Raw genomic sequence first — 15,362 nt, 5'->3', positions numbered from 1 at the left:
CGCAACCGGGCGGTTTTCCTGGACGACCCGCGGCTGCTAGGCTCGGGCCTCCTTCCCTTCTCCGCTGGAGTCGTCATGCCCGCTCGCGCCGTGTTCCTCGACTATGCCTCCCTTGACCTGGGCGATCTGGACCCGGCGCCGCTGCGTGCGGTGTTCGACGAGCTGGAGCTGTACCCCGCCACCGCCTCGGACGAGATCACCGCGCGACTGGCCGGCGCCCAGGTCGCCATCGTCAACAAGGTGGTGCTGGACGCCCAGACCCTGGCCGCCTGCCCGGAATTGAAACTGGTGCTGGTGAGCGCCACCGGTACCAACAACATCGACCTGGACGCCGCCCGCGCCCAGGGCGTGCGGGTCTGCAACTGCCAGGGCTATGGGACCGCCTCGGTCGCCCAGCACACCCTGACCCTGCTGCTGGCCCTGGCCACGCGGCTACCGGATTACCAGGCGGATATCCGCGCCGGGCGCTGGCAGACCGCCAGCCAGTTCTGTCTGCTCGATCACCCCATCGTCGAGCTGGAGGGCAAGACCCTTGGCCTGCTCGGCCTGGGCGAATTGGGCAGCGCGGTGAAGCGCCTGGCCGAAGCCTTCGGCATGCAGACCCTGGTGGGCCAGTTGCCCGGTCGCCCGGCGCGCCCGGGCAGCCTGCCGCTGGCCGAACTGCTGCCCCAGGTAGATGCCCTGACCCTTCACTGTCCGCTCACCGAGCTGACCCGCGGCATGCTGGGCGCCGCCGAACTGGCCGCGATGAAGCCCACGGCCTTCCTGGTCAACACCGCACGCGGCGGCATCGTCGACGAACAGGCCCTGGCCGATTGCCTGAGGCGCGGCCACCTGGCCGGCGCCGCCACCGATGTGCTCAGCGTGGAGCCCCCGCGTGACGGCAATCCGCTGCTCGCCGGCGACATTCCGCGACTGATCGTCACCCCGCACAACGCCTGGGGTAGTCGCGAGGCGCGTCAACGGATCATCGGCCAGCTCGCCGCCAATGCCGAGGGGCATTTCGCCGGCACGCCGCACCGGGTGGTCTGCTAAAGTTCGCGCTTTTTTCGCCAGGTAGCCCCATGGATCCGCGCAGCGAAGTCCTCCTCCGTCACCCCGAGCGCTTTGGCGGCGCCTTGCTGCTCGCCGGCTTGCCGGCCGATGACCTGCTCGGCACCCTGCCCGCGGCCAGCGGCTGGAGCTGGCATGCGGGCGAGGCCGAACAACTGGTCCGGCGCTATCCGGGTCGCGTCAGCCTGGGGATCGAACCCCCGGCGGGCGACTTTGCCAGTGCCGTGCTGTTTCTGCCCAAGTCCCGCGAGGCCACCGACTTCCTGCTCACCGCCCTGACTCGCTGCCTGCCCGCCGAGGGCAGCCTCTATCTGGTCGGCGAAAAGAAGGCCGGTATCGAACGCGCCGCGCGCCAGCTGGGTGCCTTCGGTAAGGCCAGCAAGCTCGACAGTGCCCGCCATTGCCAGCTGTGGGTGGTGCAGGGACCGCACACCGAAGCCGATCCGCGCCCCGATGCCTGGCTGCAACGCCAGCGGCTGGAGCGGGCTGGGGTGAACCTGGACATTCTCAGTCTGCCGGGCGTCTTCAGCCATGGCCGGCTGGACGTAGGCACGGCGCTCTTGCTGGACCAGCTCGACGGCCTGCCCGAGGGCGCGGTGCTGGACTTCGGTTGCGGCGCCGGCGTGGTCGGCGCCGCCCTGGCTCGCCGCTATCCCGCCAGCACCCTGCATCTGCTGGACGTGGACGCCTTCGCCGTGGCCAGCAGTCGCCAGACCCTGGCGGCCAATGGTCTCGCCGGAACGGTGATCGCCGGCGACGGCATCGCCGCGGCGCCCACGGGCCTTGCCGCCATCGTCAGCAATCCGCCCTTCCACAGTGGCGTGAAGACCGATTATCGCACCACCGAGACCCTGCTGGCCGACGCGGTACACCATCTGCGCCCCGGCGGCGAGCTGCGCCTGGTGGCCAACAGCTTTCTGCGCTATCCCCCATTGATCGAGGCTGCCTTCGGCAACTGCCGCACCCTGGCCGAGCGGGACGGCTTCAAGGTCTATAGCGCGCGGCGGCGGTAACGCTGTTGGGCTTCGCTGCGCTCAACCCAACCTACGCGGCATCCGTAGGTTGGGTTGAGACGGCTCCATCGTCGAAGCCCAACAGGCGCGGCCGAACCGCGGCAATGTTACCCCCGTAGTACCCAACCAGCACCCTCTCCCCTTGGGAGAGGGTTGGGGTGAGGGAAACCGCCACCCCTAGCCAAAACCTCACCCCTTCTTCGCCGCCTCATACAACGGCATCACCTTGGGAATCGCCGCCTGCAGCGCCTTGGTGCGGTTGGCGTCGGAGGGGTGGGTGCTGAGGAATTCCGCCGGCTGCTTGCCCTGGCTGGCCTGGGCCATCTTCTGCCAGAGGGTGATGGCGGCATTGGGGTTGTAGCCGGCGCGCGCCGAGAGCTCCAGGCCGATCAGGTCGGCCTCGTTCTCGTTGCCGCGGCTGAACGGCAGGGTCAGGGCCACCTGGGACACCTGGTCGGCCAGTTGCATGCCGCCCTGCCCAACGCCCAGCAGTGCCCCGCCAAGGTTCTCGCCCATCTGGATGGCATAGGCCCGCGACATCTGCTCGCGGCTGTGCTCGCGCAGGGCGTGGGCGATCTCGTGGCCCATCACCGCCGCCAGCTCGTCGTCGGTCAGCTTGAGCTGATCGATCAGGCCGCTGTAGACGAAGATCTTGCCGCCCGGACCGCAATTGGCGTTGAGCTCGTCGCTCTGCACCAGGTTGACCTGCCAGTCCCAGTTCACCGCGTCCGGGCGGAAGGCCGCGGTCTGCGGGATCAGGCGCTTGGCGATGGCGGCGACGCGCTTGCCGTCGGCGCTGTCATTGGCCAGCTTGCCGGCGGCCTTGGCTTCGCTGACCGTCTTGGCATAGGACTGGGCGTACATCTGGTTGACCTGCTGCTCGGACAGCATGCTGAACATGTACTGCTTGCGCTGCACCCCGACCGCGCCACCCGAGGTGGTGTTGACGGTCTGGCAGGCGACCAGTAGCAGGCTCAAGGACAGGCCTGCGAGGGGAAGGATACGGCGCATGGGAATCTCCAGGTATCGAGGCGGATACAGCATAGAGAGGGGCGTCGCGCCCGGCAACGTTCGTGCGCAGGCGACCGGAGGCCTCAATGGATCGTCAGCGCCGCCGATAGCCACGGCATTGAATGCCCTCCGGAGTCCCCGATGAGTTCCAGATCCATCCGCACCTCCATCACCCTGCTGGCCGGCGCCTGCATCCTGGTGGTGGTGATCGCCTTGATCGCCTATACCCTGCTCGCGGGTCAGCGCACCCGCACGCTGGTCGATACCCATACCGAAGCCCTGGCCGCCACTGCCGCAGAGGCCCAGCTGACCGCGGAAGCCGAAGCCGTGGGCAACCAGCTGCAGCGCCAACTGGACGTTCCCCTGCAACTGGCCAATCAACTGGCGCAGCTCAACGTGGCCATGGGCAGCGGTGGCGACCAGCAGGTCGACCTGGATCGCCAGAGTCTGGTCCGGCTCTTGGGCCAGACCCTCAAGCGCCAGCCCGGCCTGCTCAGCCTCTATACCGTCTGGGAACCCAATGCCATCGATGGCCAGGACGAGCGCCATCGCGGCGACGCCGCGGCCGGCTACGACGAGCAAGGCCGCTTCACCCCTTGGTGGCACAAGACCCTTGATGGCGACGTGACGGTGGAGCCGATTGGCGAGACCGTGGAAAGCCAGACCCGCCTGCCCTCGGGCGTGCGCGAAGGCGAGTACTACCTCTGTCCACGGGAAACTCGCACCACCTGCGTGCTCGACCCCATGCCCGACACGGTCAACGAACAGCAGGTGCTGATCGCTTCCTTCAACGTGCCCATCCTGGTCGGTGGCGCCTTCAAGGGCGTGGTCGGCGCCGACGTGCCGCTGGACTTCATCCAGCGCCAGTTGGTCAAGGCCAATGGCCGCCTCTATGGCGGCGTGGGCCGCATGGCCCTGGTCGCCGGGCGGGGCACCCTGGTCGCCTACACCGCCGACGCCAGCCAACTGGGCAAGCCGGCCGAACCAGTGCTGGGCGCGATGCTGGCCGGCCTCAAGGACCTGGGCGAGGGCGTCACCCGCCGTTTCGACACCAAAAGCGAGCGCTACCAAGTCTATCTGCCGCTGCGCTTCACTGGCGACAACCGCCAGGTCTGGACGCTGATCGTCGAATTACCCCGCGAAGCCGTGCTGGCCGATCTCCATAGCCTCAAGGACACCCTGGGCAGCCAACGCCACCAGGATGTGGTCGGCATGCTGCTGGTGGGCCTGGCGGTCGCCGGTGCCGGCCTGCTGGTGCTCTGGCTGATCAGCCTGCGCATCGCCCGGCCGCTGCGGCAGATGGTCGCCATGCTCGACGCCATCGGCCAGGGCGACGGCGACCTGACCCAGCGCCTCGCCACCGAGCGCCGTGACGAGGTCGGCGCCATGGCCGGCGGCTTCAACCGCTTCCTGGCGTCGCTGCAGAACCTCATCGGCCAGCTGGTCCGCTCGGTGGGCGAAGTGGCCACGGCGGCCGAGCACACCTCCCATATCGCCCAGCGCACCCGCGACGGCGTGGAGCGGCAGTTGCAGGAGATCGACCAGCTGGCGACCGCCATGCAGGAGATGACCGCTACCGCGCAGGACGTGGCCGGCAATGCCGGTCGCGCGGCACGCGCCGCCACCGAGGCGGACGGCGCGGTCAACGAAGGTCAGCGCCTGGTGCAGCAGAACGTCGCCAGCAGCGTCGCCCTCGCCGAGGAGATCGAGCGTGCGGTGGAGCAGGTGCGCCGGGTCGCCGAGGACAGCGAGAACATCGGCTCCATCCTCACCACCATCAACGGCATCGCCGAGCAGACCAACCTGCTGGCGCTCAACGCCGCCATCGAGGCGGCCCGCGCCGGCGAACAGGGCCGTGGCTTCGCCGTGGTGGCCGACGAGGTGCGCAACCTGGCGCAAAAGACCCAGGTCGCCACCGGCGAGATCCAGAGCATGATTCAGCGCCTGCAGCAGGGCACCCGCGAGGCGGTGACGGTGATGCAGGCCAGCGGCGCCCAGACCAGCACCCAGGTCGCCCAGACCGAGGCCACCCGGCGCGCTCTGGACACCATCCTGGCGGCGGTGAGCGAAATCACCAGCATGAATCTGCAGATCGCCAGCGCCGCCGAGGAGCAGAGCGCGGTGGCCGAGGACATCAATCGCAACGTGGTCAATATCGGCCAGAGCGCCCAGGCGGTCCACGGCGAAGCCGACAGCGCCTCCCGCGCCGGCCAGCAACTGCGCGAACTGGCCGAGCAGCAACGCCAGCTGGCGGGACGCTTCCGCGTCTAGCAAGGCTAGCTGCGTGCCCCTCCTCTCTGCTTGGGGAGGGATTCGTCGGCACCGATGCGCCGCTAAAACCTAAAGGTAGCGCGGTGCACTGCCGATAACCTCGCGCCACCCAAGCACTGGAGTGTTGTCGATGTCTTTCCGCTCAGTCCGTACGACCATCACGCTGCTCTCGGGGAGCTGCATCCTGGCCGTGGTCATGGCGCTCGTCGGTTATGTGCTCTTTGCCGGCATGCGCACCCAAAGCCTGGTCGACACCCATACCGCCCAGCTTGCCGAGCGTGCTGCCCAGGCCCGGTTGGATGCCCAGGCCCAGGCGATTGCCGGCAGCCTGATGCAGAAGCTGGATCTGCCGCTCACGGTCGCCCGCGGTATCGCCCAACTCAATGCCCAGGCCGACAGCAGCGCCGAACGGCCCCTGCGGATCGACCGTGAAGGCCTCAACAACCTGCTCCAGCAGACCCTGCTCGACAATCCCGAACTGCTCGATGTCTATGTGGGCTGGGAGCCCAATGCCTTCGACGGCGCGGATGCCCAGTACGCCGGACGCAGCGAAGCCGGCTATGACGCCACGGGTCGCTTCATGCCCTGGTGGTATCGCACACCCGAGGGCGGCCTGAAGGTGGAACCCCTGGGGCCGACCATGGAAAGCCAGACGGTGCTGCCCACCGGGGTCCGCGAGGGTGAGTACTACCTTTGCCCGCGGCAGAGCCTCAAGCCCTGCATCGTCGATCCGGCACCCTACGAGATGAATGGACAGAAGATCCTGATGTCCTCCTTCAACGTGCCCATCCTGGTCAAGGGTGCCTTCAAGGGCGTGGTCGGCGCCGACCTGTCCCTGGCCTTCATCCAGGAGCAGCTCAAGCAGGCCAACGCCGGTCTCTACGAGGGCGCGGGCAGCATGGCGCTGGTCGCCAACCGCGGCACCCTGGTGGCCTATACCCGGGATCCCAAGGCGCTCGGTCAGCCGGCCGCGCAGATACTCGGCGACGCGGCCCAGGGCCTGGCGCAACTCGGCGATGGGGTGACCCGCCGCTTCGATAGCCAACACGACCTCTATCAGGTGTATCTGCCGCTGCGCCTGGGCAACAATGCCACCACCTGGACGTTGATCCTGCAGCTACCCCGCGCGGCGGTGCTCAGCGATCTGCATCTCCTGCAACAGGCCCTCGGCGAGCAACGCCGTACCGATATGGCCGGCATGCTGCTGGTGGGCCTGCTGGTGGCTGGCGGCGGCCTGCTGCTGCTCTGGCTGGTCAGCCTGCGCATCGCCCGCCCGCTGCGGCAGATGGTGGCCATGCTCGACGACATCGCCAAGGGCGATGGGGACCTGACCCAGCGGCTGACGGTCAATCGCCGCGACGAACTCGGTGCCATCGCCAGCGGTTTCAATGCCTTCCTCGGTTCGCTGCAGCACCTCATCGGTCAGCTGGTACATTCGGTCAGCGACGTGAACACGGCCGCCACCCAGACCTCCAACATCGCCCAGCGCACCCGCGACGGCGTGCAGCGCCAGCTGCAGGAGATCGACCAGGTGGCCACCGCCATGCAGGAGATGACCGCCACCGCCCAGGATGTCGCCAGCAATGCCGGACGCGCCGCCCAGGCGGCTACCCAGGCCGATAGCGCCGTGAGCGAAGGCCAACGTGTGGTGCGGCAGAATGTCAGCGACTGCGCCACCCTCGCCGCGGAAATCGAGCGCGCTGTGACCCAGGTACGCCTGGTGGCCGATGACAGCGAGAACATCGGTTCCATCCTCACCACCATCAACGGCATCGCCGAGCAGACCAATCTGCTGGCGCTCAACGCGGCCATCGAGGCGGCCCGGGCCGGCGAGCAGGGCCGTGGCTTCGCCGTGGTGGCCGATGAGGTGCGCACCCTGGCGCAAAAGACCCAGGTCGCCACCGGCGAGATCCAGAGCATGATCCAGCGCCTGCAGAGCGGCACCCGGGAGACCGTGGCGCTGATGCAGAACAGCCATGCCCAGACCAGCAATCAGGTGGAACAGACCCAGGCGGCCAGCCGGGCCCTGGAGGTCATCCTCACCGCCGTGGGCGAGATCACCGAAATGAATCTGCAGATCGCCAGCGCCGCCGAGGAGCAGAGCGCGGTGGCCGAGGACATCAATCGCAACGTGGTCAACATCGGCCAGGCGGCCAATGGCGTACACGACCAGGCTGATCAGGCCACCCGCGCCGGTAGCCACCTGAGCGAACTGGCCGAACGGCAGCGCCAGTTGGCGGCGCGCTTCAAGGTCTAGCGGGTCACAAGGGCGTCAAACACTCCGGCCCGTCTACCTCGGGCCGGTTGACGATGTTGGCCAAGACCCGCTCGCGCAGCGGCATGCCGCCCGCGGCCAACAGCTCCTGCAGGGCTTCGGGCGTGCTGTCCGGATCCTGCCAGAGGGCACGACCCGCTGCATCGAGCAGAATGGGGCGGCGCAGCGGACCGGCCGCCTGGGTGACCATGGCCACCGACAGCCAGAGCTGATCCCCGGCCGGATAGGCCTCCCAGAGCGCGGCGAACCAGGCCAGGGGTTCGCCATTGAGCATCCAGTAGGGCCGCTTGCGGTGGCCACCGCGCCATTCGTAGAAGCCGTTGGCCGGCAGCAGACAGCGCCGCAGGCGAAAGGGCTCGCGAAACATCGGCTGGGTGGCCAGGCTTTCGGCGCGGGCATGGGTGGGGGTGCGGGACAGATCGGTGAGCCAGGGCGGCGTCAGCCCCCAGCGACCGCTGTCGACCCGCTCGCCCTCGGCGGTCCGCCGCTGCAGCAGCACCTGCTGGTGGGGCGAGATGTTCCAGCGCGGGGGATGCTTGTCGGGAAAACCCGGCAAGCCGGCGAATTCAGCGGGCCAGCGGAACAGGGCGTAGCGTCCGGACATGAAAACCTTTCAACAAATGAGGATGCCCTGCTCGGGAGAAGGATCCTCTCCCGGCAGGGGCGTGGCGGCATTGTACGCGGCGATCAGCGCCTGCGCGCGCTGCGCCTCTTCGTCCTCGACCAGCAGGGCGAGCAAGCCCACCGCGGGCAGATCGCCGATGCCACCGAGCAGATGGCGCCCGGCGAGAAAGCCGCTGATGCCCTCGCTGGCCAGCACCGCCAGGAGCAATTCGCCTTCGTGCAGCGAACCCGGCTCATAGATGCGGCGCATCAGTCGTCCTCCCGCCGAACCTCGAGATTCCAGTCCTCGCCATCGGTGTGCAGGCCGAAGCGGATCGGTCGGCAGCAGACTTCACAGTCCTCGTAGTAGTCCTGGTCACCGCCGCTGAGGTCGAGCACCACCTCGCCCAGTTCGCTGCAATAAGGGCAATCGTATTCCTGGCTTTCCAGCATCTGCCTGCACTCCTTGACCGCCAACCTGCCGCCCATCCGGCCCCTGACGCTTGCATCTGGCGCCACGCCCACTACTATGGCCGCCGGAATTTCTACAAGAGAACACCATGGGCGAGTTCGAAGCCATTCGACCCTATAACGACGCGGAAGTCCCCGGGGTTCTGGCCCGCCTGATCGACGACGACCACTTCATCGGCATCCTTGCCGGCTACCGGTTCCCGCGCCTGTCCAAGGGACTCGGCTGGGTAGTGCGCCCCCTGCTGCGCACCCGCCTGCGCCAGGAACTGAGTGGTATCCAGAGCGTCGCGGCGCTGCAGGACAAGCTCGAACCCTATGTGGATCGCGCCATCGAGAAGGCCTCGGACGGCGTCACCTACTCGGGCATCGACCAATTGCGCAGTGGTCGCGCCTATCTGTTCCTGGCCAACCACCGCGACATCGTGATGGACCCGGCCTTCGTCAACTATGCCGTCTACCACGCCGGTCTGCCAACGCCGCGCATCGCCATCGGCGACAACCTGCTGCAGAAGCCCTTCGTCAGCGACCTGATGCGGCTGAACAAGAGCTTCATCGTGCACCGCTCCATCAGCGGTCGCCGCGAAAAGCTGGCGGCGTACCAGAACCTGTCCGCCTACATCAATCACTCGATCCGCCAGGACGGCCAGTCCATCTGGATCGCCCAGGCCGAGGGCCGGGCCAAGGACGGCAACGACCGCACCGATTCGGCCATCCTCAAGATGTTCCACATGAGCTGCAAGGACGAGCCCTTCGCCGAGCTGGTCAAGGCGCTCAACATCGTGCCGGTGTCCATCAGCTACGAATTCGATCCCTGCGACCAGGCCAAGGCCCGCGAACTGCACATCCGCGCTACCACTGGCAGCTACACCAAGGCGCCGGGCGAGGACGACGTCAGCATCGCCCTGGGCATCACCGGCTACAAGGGCCGAGTGCACGTGGCCTTTGGCGAGCCGGTGAGCGGCGAATTCGAGGACGCCAAGGCGCTGGCCCAGGAAATGGACCGGCAGATCCTCGGCAACTACCGGCTGTTTCCGGCCAGCTACCTGGCCTATGCCGCCTGGGATGGCCGCGATGCGGAGCTGGCCGTGCCCGCCGTGGACGCCCTGTTTCCGGCCGAGGAGATCGAGGTCGCCCGTGCCGAGTGGGAAAGACGCCTGGCCGAATGCCCGGCGGAGTACCGGGCACAACTGGTGCGCCAGTACGCCCAGCCGGTGCTGAACAAGTACCGCGTGCTGGCCGGCCTGGAATAGTCGCCAGCAGCCCACGAAAAAGCCCGGCCAGTGCCGGGCTTTTTTGTGGGCGGTAGGTTTTCAGCGACCGCTGAGCACCTGCACCACGGTCGGATCCTTGAACACCCGGGTCAGGGCATCGCTCAGCACATCGCTGACCAGCTTGGTGTTGGCCTCGGCGTTGGGTGCCATGCCGAAGCGCTGGTTGAGGCTGGCGCCGTAGCGGCCGCGGTAGCCACGCTGGCTGTTGCGCACGTCCACCTGGAAGGCCGCGGCGACGTCGGAGGCGGTGACGTACAGCTCCTTGGGCGACTGGTAGTTCAGCTCGGCCAGGGTCAGGGTCAGCTGGGGCGCACCCGGGCCGGCATTGGGCGACGGGGTGAAGCCCATCTGGCGTACGGCCTTCTCGGCTTCCGCCTGCAGCTTGGGAATCACGTCCTGGGTCTGCACCACCACCACGCTGGTGTCGGGATAGAGACCGCCGCGGGTGCCCAGGGTGAAGGAGGAACGCCCGTCGACCACCCGGACCGAGACCGGCTGGCCTTGGCCGACCGGCGCGATGGGCGCGGTGATCTGGGGTTGCGGACTCAATTGCTGAGGGCTGCTGGCACAGCCGGCCAGGGTCAGACCAGTGGCGGCGAGCAGGCCGAGCAACAGGCGATAGCGCATGCAGAAACTCCAGAGAAAGGGACAGGGGGCAGTATACCCAGCCCCCCAGCGGCGTCGATAGACGGGGCCCCCCGGACAAGGAAACGCCGGCTCGGGCCGGCGTCTCTTCAAACCAGGGTCAGGGCTTGGCCGCCAGCGGCGGCCGGGTCTGGCTGCGTTCCAGCCAGCCGCCACCGAGGGCCTTGTACAGGGTGACCTCGCTGTTGAGCTGGTTGAGTCTGTCGGTGATCAGCTGCTGCTGGGCGCTGTACAGCGAGCGCTGGGCGTCGAGTACCGTGAGGTAGTTGTCGATGCCCTGGCGATAGCGCAGGTTGGCCAGGTCGTAGTACTCCTGGCTGGCCTGCACCAGGTCCTGCTGGGCCTGCAGCTGGTCGTCGTAGGTGCCCTTTGCCGCCAGGGCATCGGCCACCTCGCGGAAGGCAGTCTGGATCGACTTCTCGTAGGTGGCGACGTTGATGTCCTTCTGGATCTTGGCCGCATCCAGGCTGGCCTTGAGGCTGCCGGCCGTGAAGATCGGGATGTTGATGCTCGGCGAGAAGGTCCAGTAGCCGGAACCGGCGTCGAACAGGCCGTTCAGGTCCCGGCTGGCCGTACCGCCCTGGGCGGTCAGGCTGATGCGCGGGAAGAAGGCCGCCCGGGCCGCACCGATGTTGGCGTTGGCGGCGCGCAGCTGCAACTCGGACTGGAGGATGTCCGGACGCTTCTGCAGGAGATCCGACGGCAGGTTGGCCGGCAGGTCGGCGAGCAGATCGGTACCGTCCAACCCCTTGCTCTGCGGCAGCTCCGCCGGGATCGAGGTACCCAGCAGCAGGGCCAGGGCATTGCGATCCTGGGCCACCTGGCGGGTGTACTGGGCCAGATTCGCCCGCGCCCCTTCCAGGGCGGTGCGCGACTGGCGCAGGTCCAGGCCGCTGGCCACGCCGTTCTCCACGGTCTGGCGGGTCAGGTCGTAGGAGCGCTGGTAGGCGGCGAGGGTCTCGCGAGTCAGTTGCAGCATGCGCTGGTCGGTGAGCCAGGCGTAGTAGGCGTTGGCTACTTCCGAGACCAGCGAGATCTGGGTGCTGCGGCGTCCTTCGCTGGTGGCGAAGTAGTTGAGCAACGCCTGCTCGCTGAGGCTGCGCAGGCGCCCGAACAGGTCCAACTCATAGGAGGTGAAACCCAGGGTCACGCTGTACTGGCTGCTGATGCTGCCACCGCCGCCACCCCCCGCGCCATCGGCGCCGTTGCCGGCGAGCAGTTCGCGGATGGCGGAGACCTGGCTCAGATCCTCGGGTGACCGGGTACGGGTCCCGGTGCCGCTGACGCCGATGTCGGGAAACAGCTCGGCGCGCTGCACGCGGTATTGCGCCTGGTAGAGGCGCACGTTCAGCGCGGCCTGACGCAGGTCGCGGTTGTTGTCCAGCGACAGCTGGATCAGCTGCTGCAGGGCCGGGTCGCGATAGAAATCGCGCCAGCCGATGTCGGCTGCCTGCTGGTCACGATTGACCGTCAGGGCATCGTAGGCCTGGCCATGGGGCCAGGCGTTCTCCACCGGCGCATTGGGTCGCTGGTAATCGGGGATCAGGCTGCAGCCGGAGACGGCCAGCATGCCCACGACCACCGCCAAGACAGACTTCTTCATATCAGTGTCCTTCCTTGCCATGGGCTTCCTGGTCCTTGGTGGCCTTGTCCTTGAACAGGCTGCTGACCACCACGTAGAACATGGGAATCCAGAAGATCGCCAGGATCGTGGCGGTGAGCATGCCGCCGATCACGCCGGTACCCACGGCGTGCTGGCTGCCGGAGCTGGCACCCGAGGAGATCGCCAGGGGTACCACGCCCAGGATGAAGGCCATGGAGGTCATGATGATGGGCCGCAGACGCATGCGCGAGGCTTCCACCGCCGCGTCGACGATGTTCTTGCCGCCTTCGTGCAGTTCCTTGGCGAATTCCACGATCAGGATGGCGTTCTTCGCCGCCAGGCCAATGGTGGTGAGTAGACCGACCTGGAAGAACACGTCGTTGGCGAGGCCGCGGAAGTAGGTGGCCAACAGCGCACCGATGACGCCCAGTGGCACGACCAGGAGCACCGCGATCGGAATCGACCAACTCTCGTACAGCGCCGCCAGGCAAAGGAACACCACCAGCATCGACAAGGCATAGAGCGCCGGTGCCTGGGAGCCCGACAGCCGCTCCTCGTAGGACAGACCGGTCCAGGCGATACCCACGCCCTGCGGCAGGTCCTTGGCCATGCGCTCGATCTCGGCCATGGCGTCACCGGTACTGTAGCCAGGCGCGGCGGATCCCAGGATCTCCAGCGAGGAGATGCCGTTGTAGCGCTCCAGCTTGGGCGAGCCGTAGATCCACTCGCCACGGGCGAAGGCCGACACCGGCACCATCTCGCCCGAGCCGTTGCGCACGTACCACTTGTTGAAATCCTCGGGATTCATCCGTGCGCTGGCTTCGCCCTGCATGTACACCTTCTTCACCCGACCACGATCGATGAAGTCGTTGATGTAACTGGAGGCCCAGCCGCTGGACAGCGTCTGATTGACATCGCTCTGCGACAAACCGAGCGCCCGCACCTTTTCGTCGTCGACGATGAGCTTGAACTGCGGCTCGTCGTTGAGACCGTTGGGCCGGGTCTGCATCAGCTTGGGATTCTGCGCAGCCATGCCGAGCAGCTGATTGCGCGCGGCCATGAGCGCCTCGTGGCCAATGCCGCCGTTGTCCTGCAGATAGAAGTCGAAACCAGTGGCGTTACCCAGCTCCAGTACCGCGGGCGGTACCACCACGAAGACGATGGCATCCCGGATCTGCGAGAGATAGCCCATGGCGCGTCCGGCAACCGCACCGGCGGCGTCGTTGGCATCAGGGCGCTGGTCCCAGGGTTTCAACTGGATGAACGCCAAGCCCGAACTCTGACCGCGACCTGCGAAGTTGAAGCCGTTGACGGTGAACATCGAACCCACGGCTGGCTCGTTCTTCATCATCTGCTCGCGCATGGTATCGAGCACCTGCTGGGTGCGCTCGGCGGACGAACCGGGCGGTGTCGTGACCTGGCCGAACAGAATGCCCTGGTCTTCTTCTGGCAGGAAGGACGAGGGAATGCGCGTGAACAGGAAAGCCATGCCGGCGACGATGACCACATAGACCAGCAGGAACGGGATCTTGTGGCGGATCACCGCGGCGACGCTGCGCTCGTAACGGTGCTGGCCACTCTCGAACTTGCGATTGAACCAGCCGAAGAAACCACGCTTCTCGTGGTGCCCCTGCTTGACCGGCTTGAGCATGCTGGCGCACAGCGCGGGCGTGAAGACCAGAGCCACCAGTACCGACAACGCCATGGAAGTGACGATGGTGATGGAAAACTGGCGATAGATCACCCCGGTGGAGCCACCGAAGAAGGCCATGGGCACGAACACCGCCGACAGCACCAGAGCGATACCCACCAGGGCGCCTTGGATCTGCTCCATCGACTTACGGGTCGCTTCCTTGGGCGAGAGCCCCTCCTCGGCCATCACCCGCTCGACGTTTTCCACCACCACGATGGCATCGTCCACCAGCAGGCCGATGGCCAACACCATGCCGAACATGGTCAGGATGTTGATGGTGAAACCGGCGGCCAGCAGCACCGCGAAGGTACCCAGCAGGACTACCGGTACGGCCATGGTCGGAATCAGGGTGGCCCGGAAGTTCTGCAGGAACAGGAACATCACCAGGAACACCAGCAGGATCGCCTCACCCAGGGTCTTGACCACCTCGTGAATGGACGCGGTCACTACCGGCGTGGTGTCATAGGGATAGACCACGTCCATGCCTTCGGGCATGAACGGTTTGAGGCGGTCGATGGTGGCGTGGACCGCCTTGGCGGTGTCCAGGGCGTTGGCCCCGGTGGCCAGACGCAGGGCCATACCCGAAGCCGGCTTACCGTTGAACTGGGCATCGATGGACGAGTTCTCGCCACCCAGTTCGATCCGCGCGACGTCACGCAGCCGAACCTGGGCACCGCTCTGATCCACCTTGAGGAAGATCTTGCCGAATTCCTCGGCCGAGGTCAGGCGGGTCTTGCCGATGATGGTGGCGTTGAGCTGCTGGCCCTTGACCGCCGGCAGGCCACCGAGCTGACCCGAGGCGATCTGCACGTTCTGGCTGCTGACCGCATTGCTGACATCGACCGGGGTCAGCTGATACTTGAACAGCTTGTCCGGATCCAGCCAGATACGCATGGCGTACTGCGAGCCGAATACCTGGAAGTCGCCGACACCGCTGGTCCGCGCGATGGGATCCTGCATGTTGGAGACGATGTAGTTGGACAGGTCGTCCCTGGTCAGGGAGCCGTCCTTGGAGACCAGGCCCACCACCATCATGAAGTTGCGCTGGTACTTGGCGACGCGGATACCCTGTTGCTGCACTTCCTGTGGCAGCAAGGGCGTCGCCAGCTGCAGCTTGTTCTGCACCTGGACCTGGGCGATGTCCGAGTTGGTACCCTGATTGAAGGTCACGATGATGGTCATGCTGCCGTCGGAGTTGGACTCCGAGGAGATGTACCTGAGGTTGTCGATCCCGTTCATCTGTTGCTCGATGACCTGGACCACGGTGTCCTGCACCGTCTGCGCCGAGGCGCCAGGATAGGTCACCTGGATCGAGACCGCCGGAGCGGCAATGTTCGGGTACTGGTTGATCGGCAGATTGACGATCGCCAGGATGCCGGCGAGCATCATCACCAGGGCGATTACCCAGGCGAAGATGGGCCGGTCGATGAAGAACTTTGACATCGGGCGCTCC

At 66.7% G+C, this 15,362-nt stretch carries 11 protein-coding genes and 3 pseudogenes; 7 read left to right on the top strand and 7 right to left on the bottom strand.

Features of this window, described 5'->3' with window-relative positions; all coding sequences use genetic code 11:
- Positions 1 to 75: 75 nt before the first annotated feature.
- Both AX284_RS00110 and AX284_RS00105 read left to right on the top strand, forming a co-directional pair.
- Positions 76 to 1,035, top strand: coding sequence for a 2-hydroxyacid dehydrogenase (locus AX284_RS00110; RefSeq protein WP_068382912.1), 960 nt, complete (start codon positions 76 to 78; stop codon positions 1,033 to 1,035).
- Positions 1,036 to 1,064: 29 nt separating this feature from the next.
- Positions 1,065 to 2,066, top strand: a complete 1,002-nt coding sequence (locus tag AX284_RS00105; protein ID WP_068382910.1) for a class I SAM-dependent methyltransferase — start codon at positions 1,065 to 1,067, stop codon at positions 2,064 to 2,066.
- A 189-nt stretch (positions 2,067 to 2,255) separates the two neighbouring features.
- On the opposite strand, the gene AX284_RS00100 is transcribed toward AX284_RS00105, so the two are convergent.
- Positions 2,256 to 3,077 (bottom strand): M48 family metallopeptidase, encoded by an 822-nt coding sequence (locus AX284_RS00100; RefSeq protein WP_017639853.1) that lies wholly within the window; start codon positions 3,075 to 3,077, stop codon positions 2,256 to 2,258.
- A 141-nt stretch (positions 3,078 to 3,218) separates the two neighbouring features.
- Between AX284_RS00100 and AX284_RS12195 the strand changes: the two are divergent.
- The 4 genes and pseudogenes from AX284_RS12195 to AX284_RS12180 form a co-directional block, all read left to right on the top strand.
- Positions 3,219 to 4,490: pseudogene (locus tag AX284_RS12195) on the top strand (HAMP domain-containing protein); the annotation flags it as partial.
- A complete protein-coding gene (locus AX284_RS12190) occupies positions 4,464 to 5,348 on the top strand; it encodes a methyl-accepting chemotaxis protein (protein ID WP_442963832.1) in 885 nt (294 codons plus the stop codon). The pseudogene AX284_RS12195 and the gene AX284_RS12190, both read left to right, overlap by 27 nt.
- A 130-nt stretch (positions 5,349 to 5,478) precedes the next feature.
- Positions 5,479 to 6,747 (top strand): annotated as a pseudogene (locus AX284_RS12185) (HAMP domain-containing protein); the annotation flags it as partial.
- Positions 6,748 to 7,077: 330 nt separating this feature from the next.
- A pseudogene (locus AX284_RS12180) lies at positions 7,078 to 7,605 on the top strand (methyl-accepting chemotaxis protein); the annotation flags it as partial.
- A gap of 4 nt (positions 7,606 to 7,609) precedes the next feature.
- Here AX284_RS12180 and AX284_RS00085 read toward each other — a convergent pair.
- The 3 genes from AX284_RS00085 to AX284_RS00075 are packed head-to-tail and all read right to left on the bottom strand — an operon-like array spanning position 7,610 to position 8,679.
- A complete protein-coding gene (locus tag AX284_RS00085; protein ID WP_068382902.1) occupies positions 7,610 to 8,227 on the bottom strand; it encodes an SOS response-associated peptidase in 618 nt (205 codons plus the stop codon).
- A 9-nt stretch (positions 8,228 to 8,236) separates the two neighbouring features.
- Positions 8,237 to 8,497 carry a putative signal transducing protein gene (locus AX284_RS00080; RefSeq protein ID WP_068382901.1) on the bottom strand — a complete coding sequence of 87 codons (261 nt, stop codon included), beginning with the start codon at positions 8,495 to 8,497 and terminating at the stop codon, positions 8,237 to 8,239.
- Positions 8,497 to 8,679 carry a CPXCG motif-containing cysteine-rich protein gene (locus tag AX284_RS00075; protein ID WP_068382900.1) on the bottom strand — a complete coding sequence of 61 codons (183 nt, stop codon included), beginning with the start codon at positions 8,677 to 8,679 and terminating at the stop codon, positions 8,497 to 8,499. Before AX284_RS00075 ends, AX284_RS00080 begins: the two co-directional genes overlap by 1 nt.
- A gap of 107 nt (positions 8,680 to 8,786) precedes the next feature.
- Here AX284_RS00075 and AX284_RS00070 point away from each other — a divergent pair, with 107 nt between their 5' ends.
- Complete coding sequence (locus AX284_RS00070; protein ID WP_068382898.1) at positions 8,787 to 9,947, top strand: 1-acyl-sn-glycerol-3-phosphate acyltransferase; 1,161 nt, start codon at positions 8,787 to 8,789, stop codon at positions 9,945 to 9,947.
- 60 nt (positions 9,948 to 10,007) lie between these two features.
- On the opposite strand, the gene AX284_RS00065 is transcribed toward AX284_RS00070, so the two are convergent.
- The 3 genes from AX284_RS00065 to AX284_RS00055 all read right to left on the bottom strand — a co-directional run bounded on the left by AX284_RS00065 (position 10,008) and on the right by AX284_RS00055 (position 15,352).
- Positions 10,008 to 10,595 carry a YajG family lipoprotein gene (locus AX284_RS00065; protein ID WP_007161696.1) on the bottom strand — a complete coding sequence of 196 codons (588 nt, stop codon included), beginning with the start codon at positions 10,593 to 10,595 and terminating at the stop codon, positions 10,008 to 10,010.
- 118 nt (positions 10,596 to 10,713) lie between these two features.
- A complete protein-coding gene (adeC, locus tag AX284_RS00060) occupies positions 10,714 to 12,216 on the bottom strand; it encodes an AdeC/AdeK/OprM family multidrug efflux complex outer membrane factor (RefSeq protein ID WP_064307488.1) in 1,503 nt (500 codons plus the stop codon).
- 1 nt (position 12,217) lies between these two features.
- On the bottom strand, positions 12,218 to 15,352 hold the full coding sequence (locus AX284_RS00055) for an efflux RND transporter permease subunit (protein WP_068382897.1): 3,135 nt from the start codon (positions 15,350 to 15,352) through the stop codon (positions 12,218 to 12,220).
- Positions 15,353 to 15,362: the final 10 nt, after the last annotated feature.

It is taken from the genome of Pseudomonas sp. HUK17, assembly GCF_001566765.1.
The sequence above is the reverse complement of the archived record's forward strand: the minus strand, read 5'-3'. Positions and strand labels throughout refer to the sequence as shown.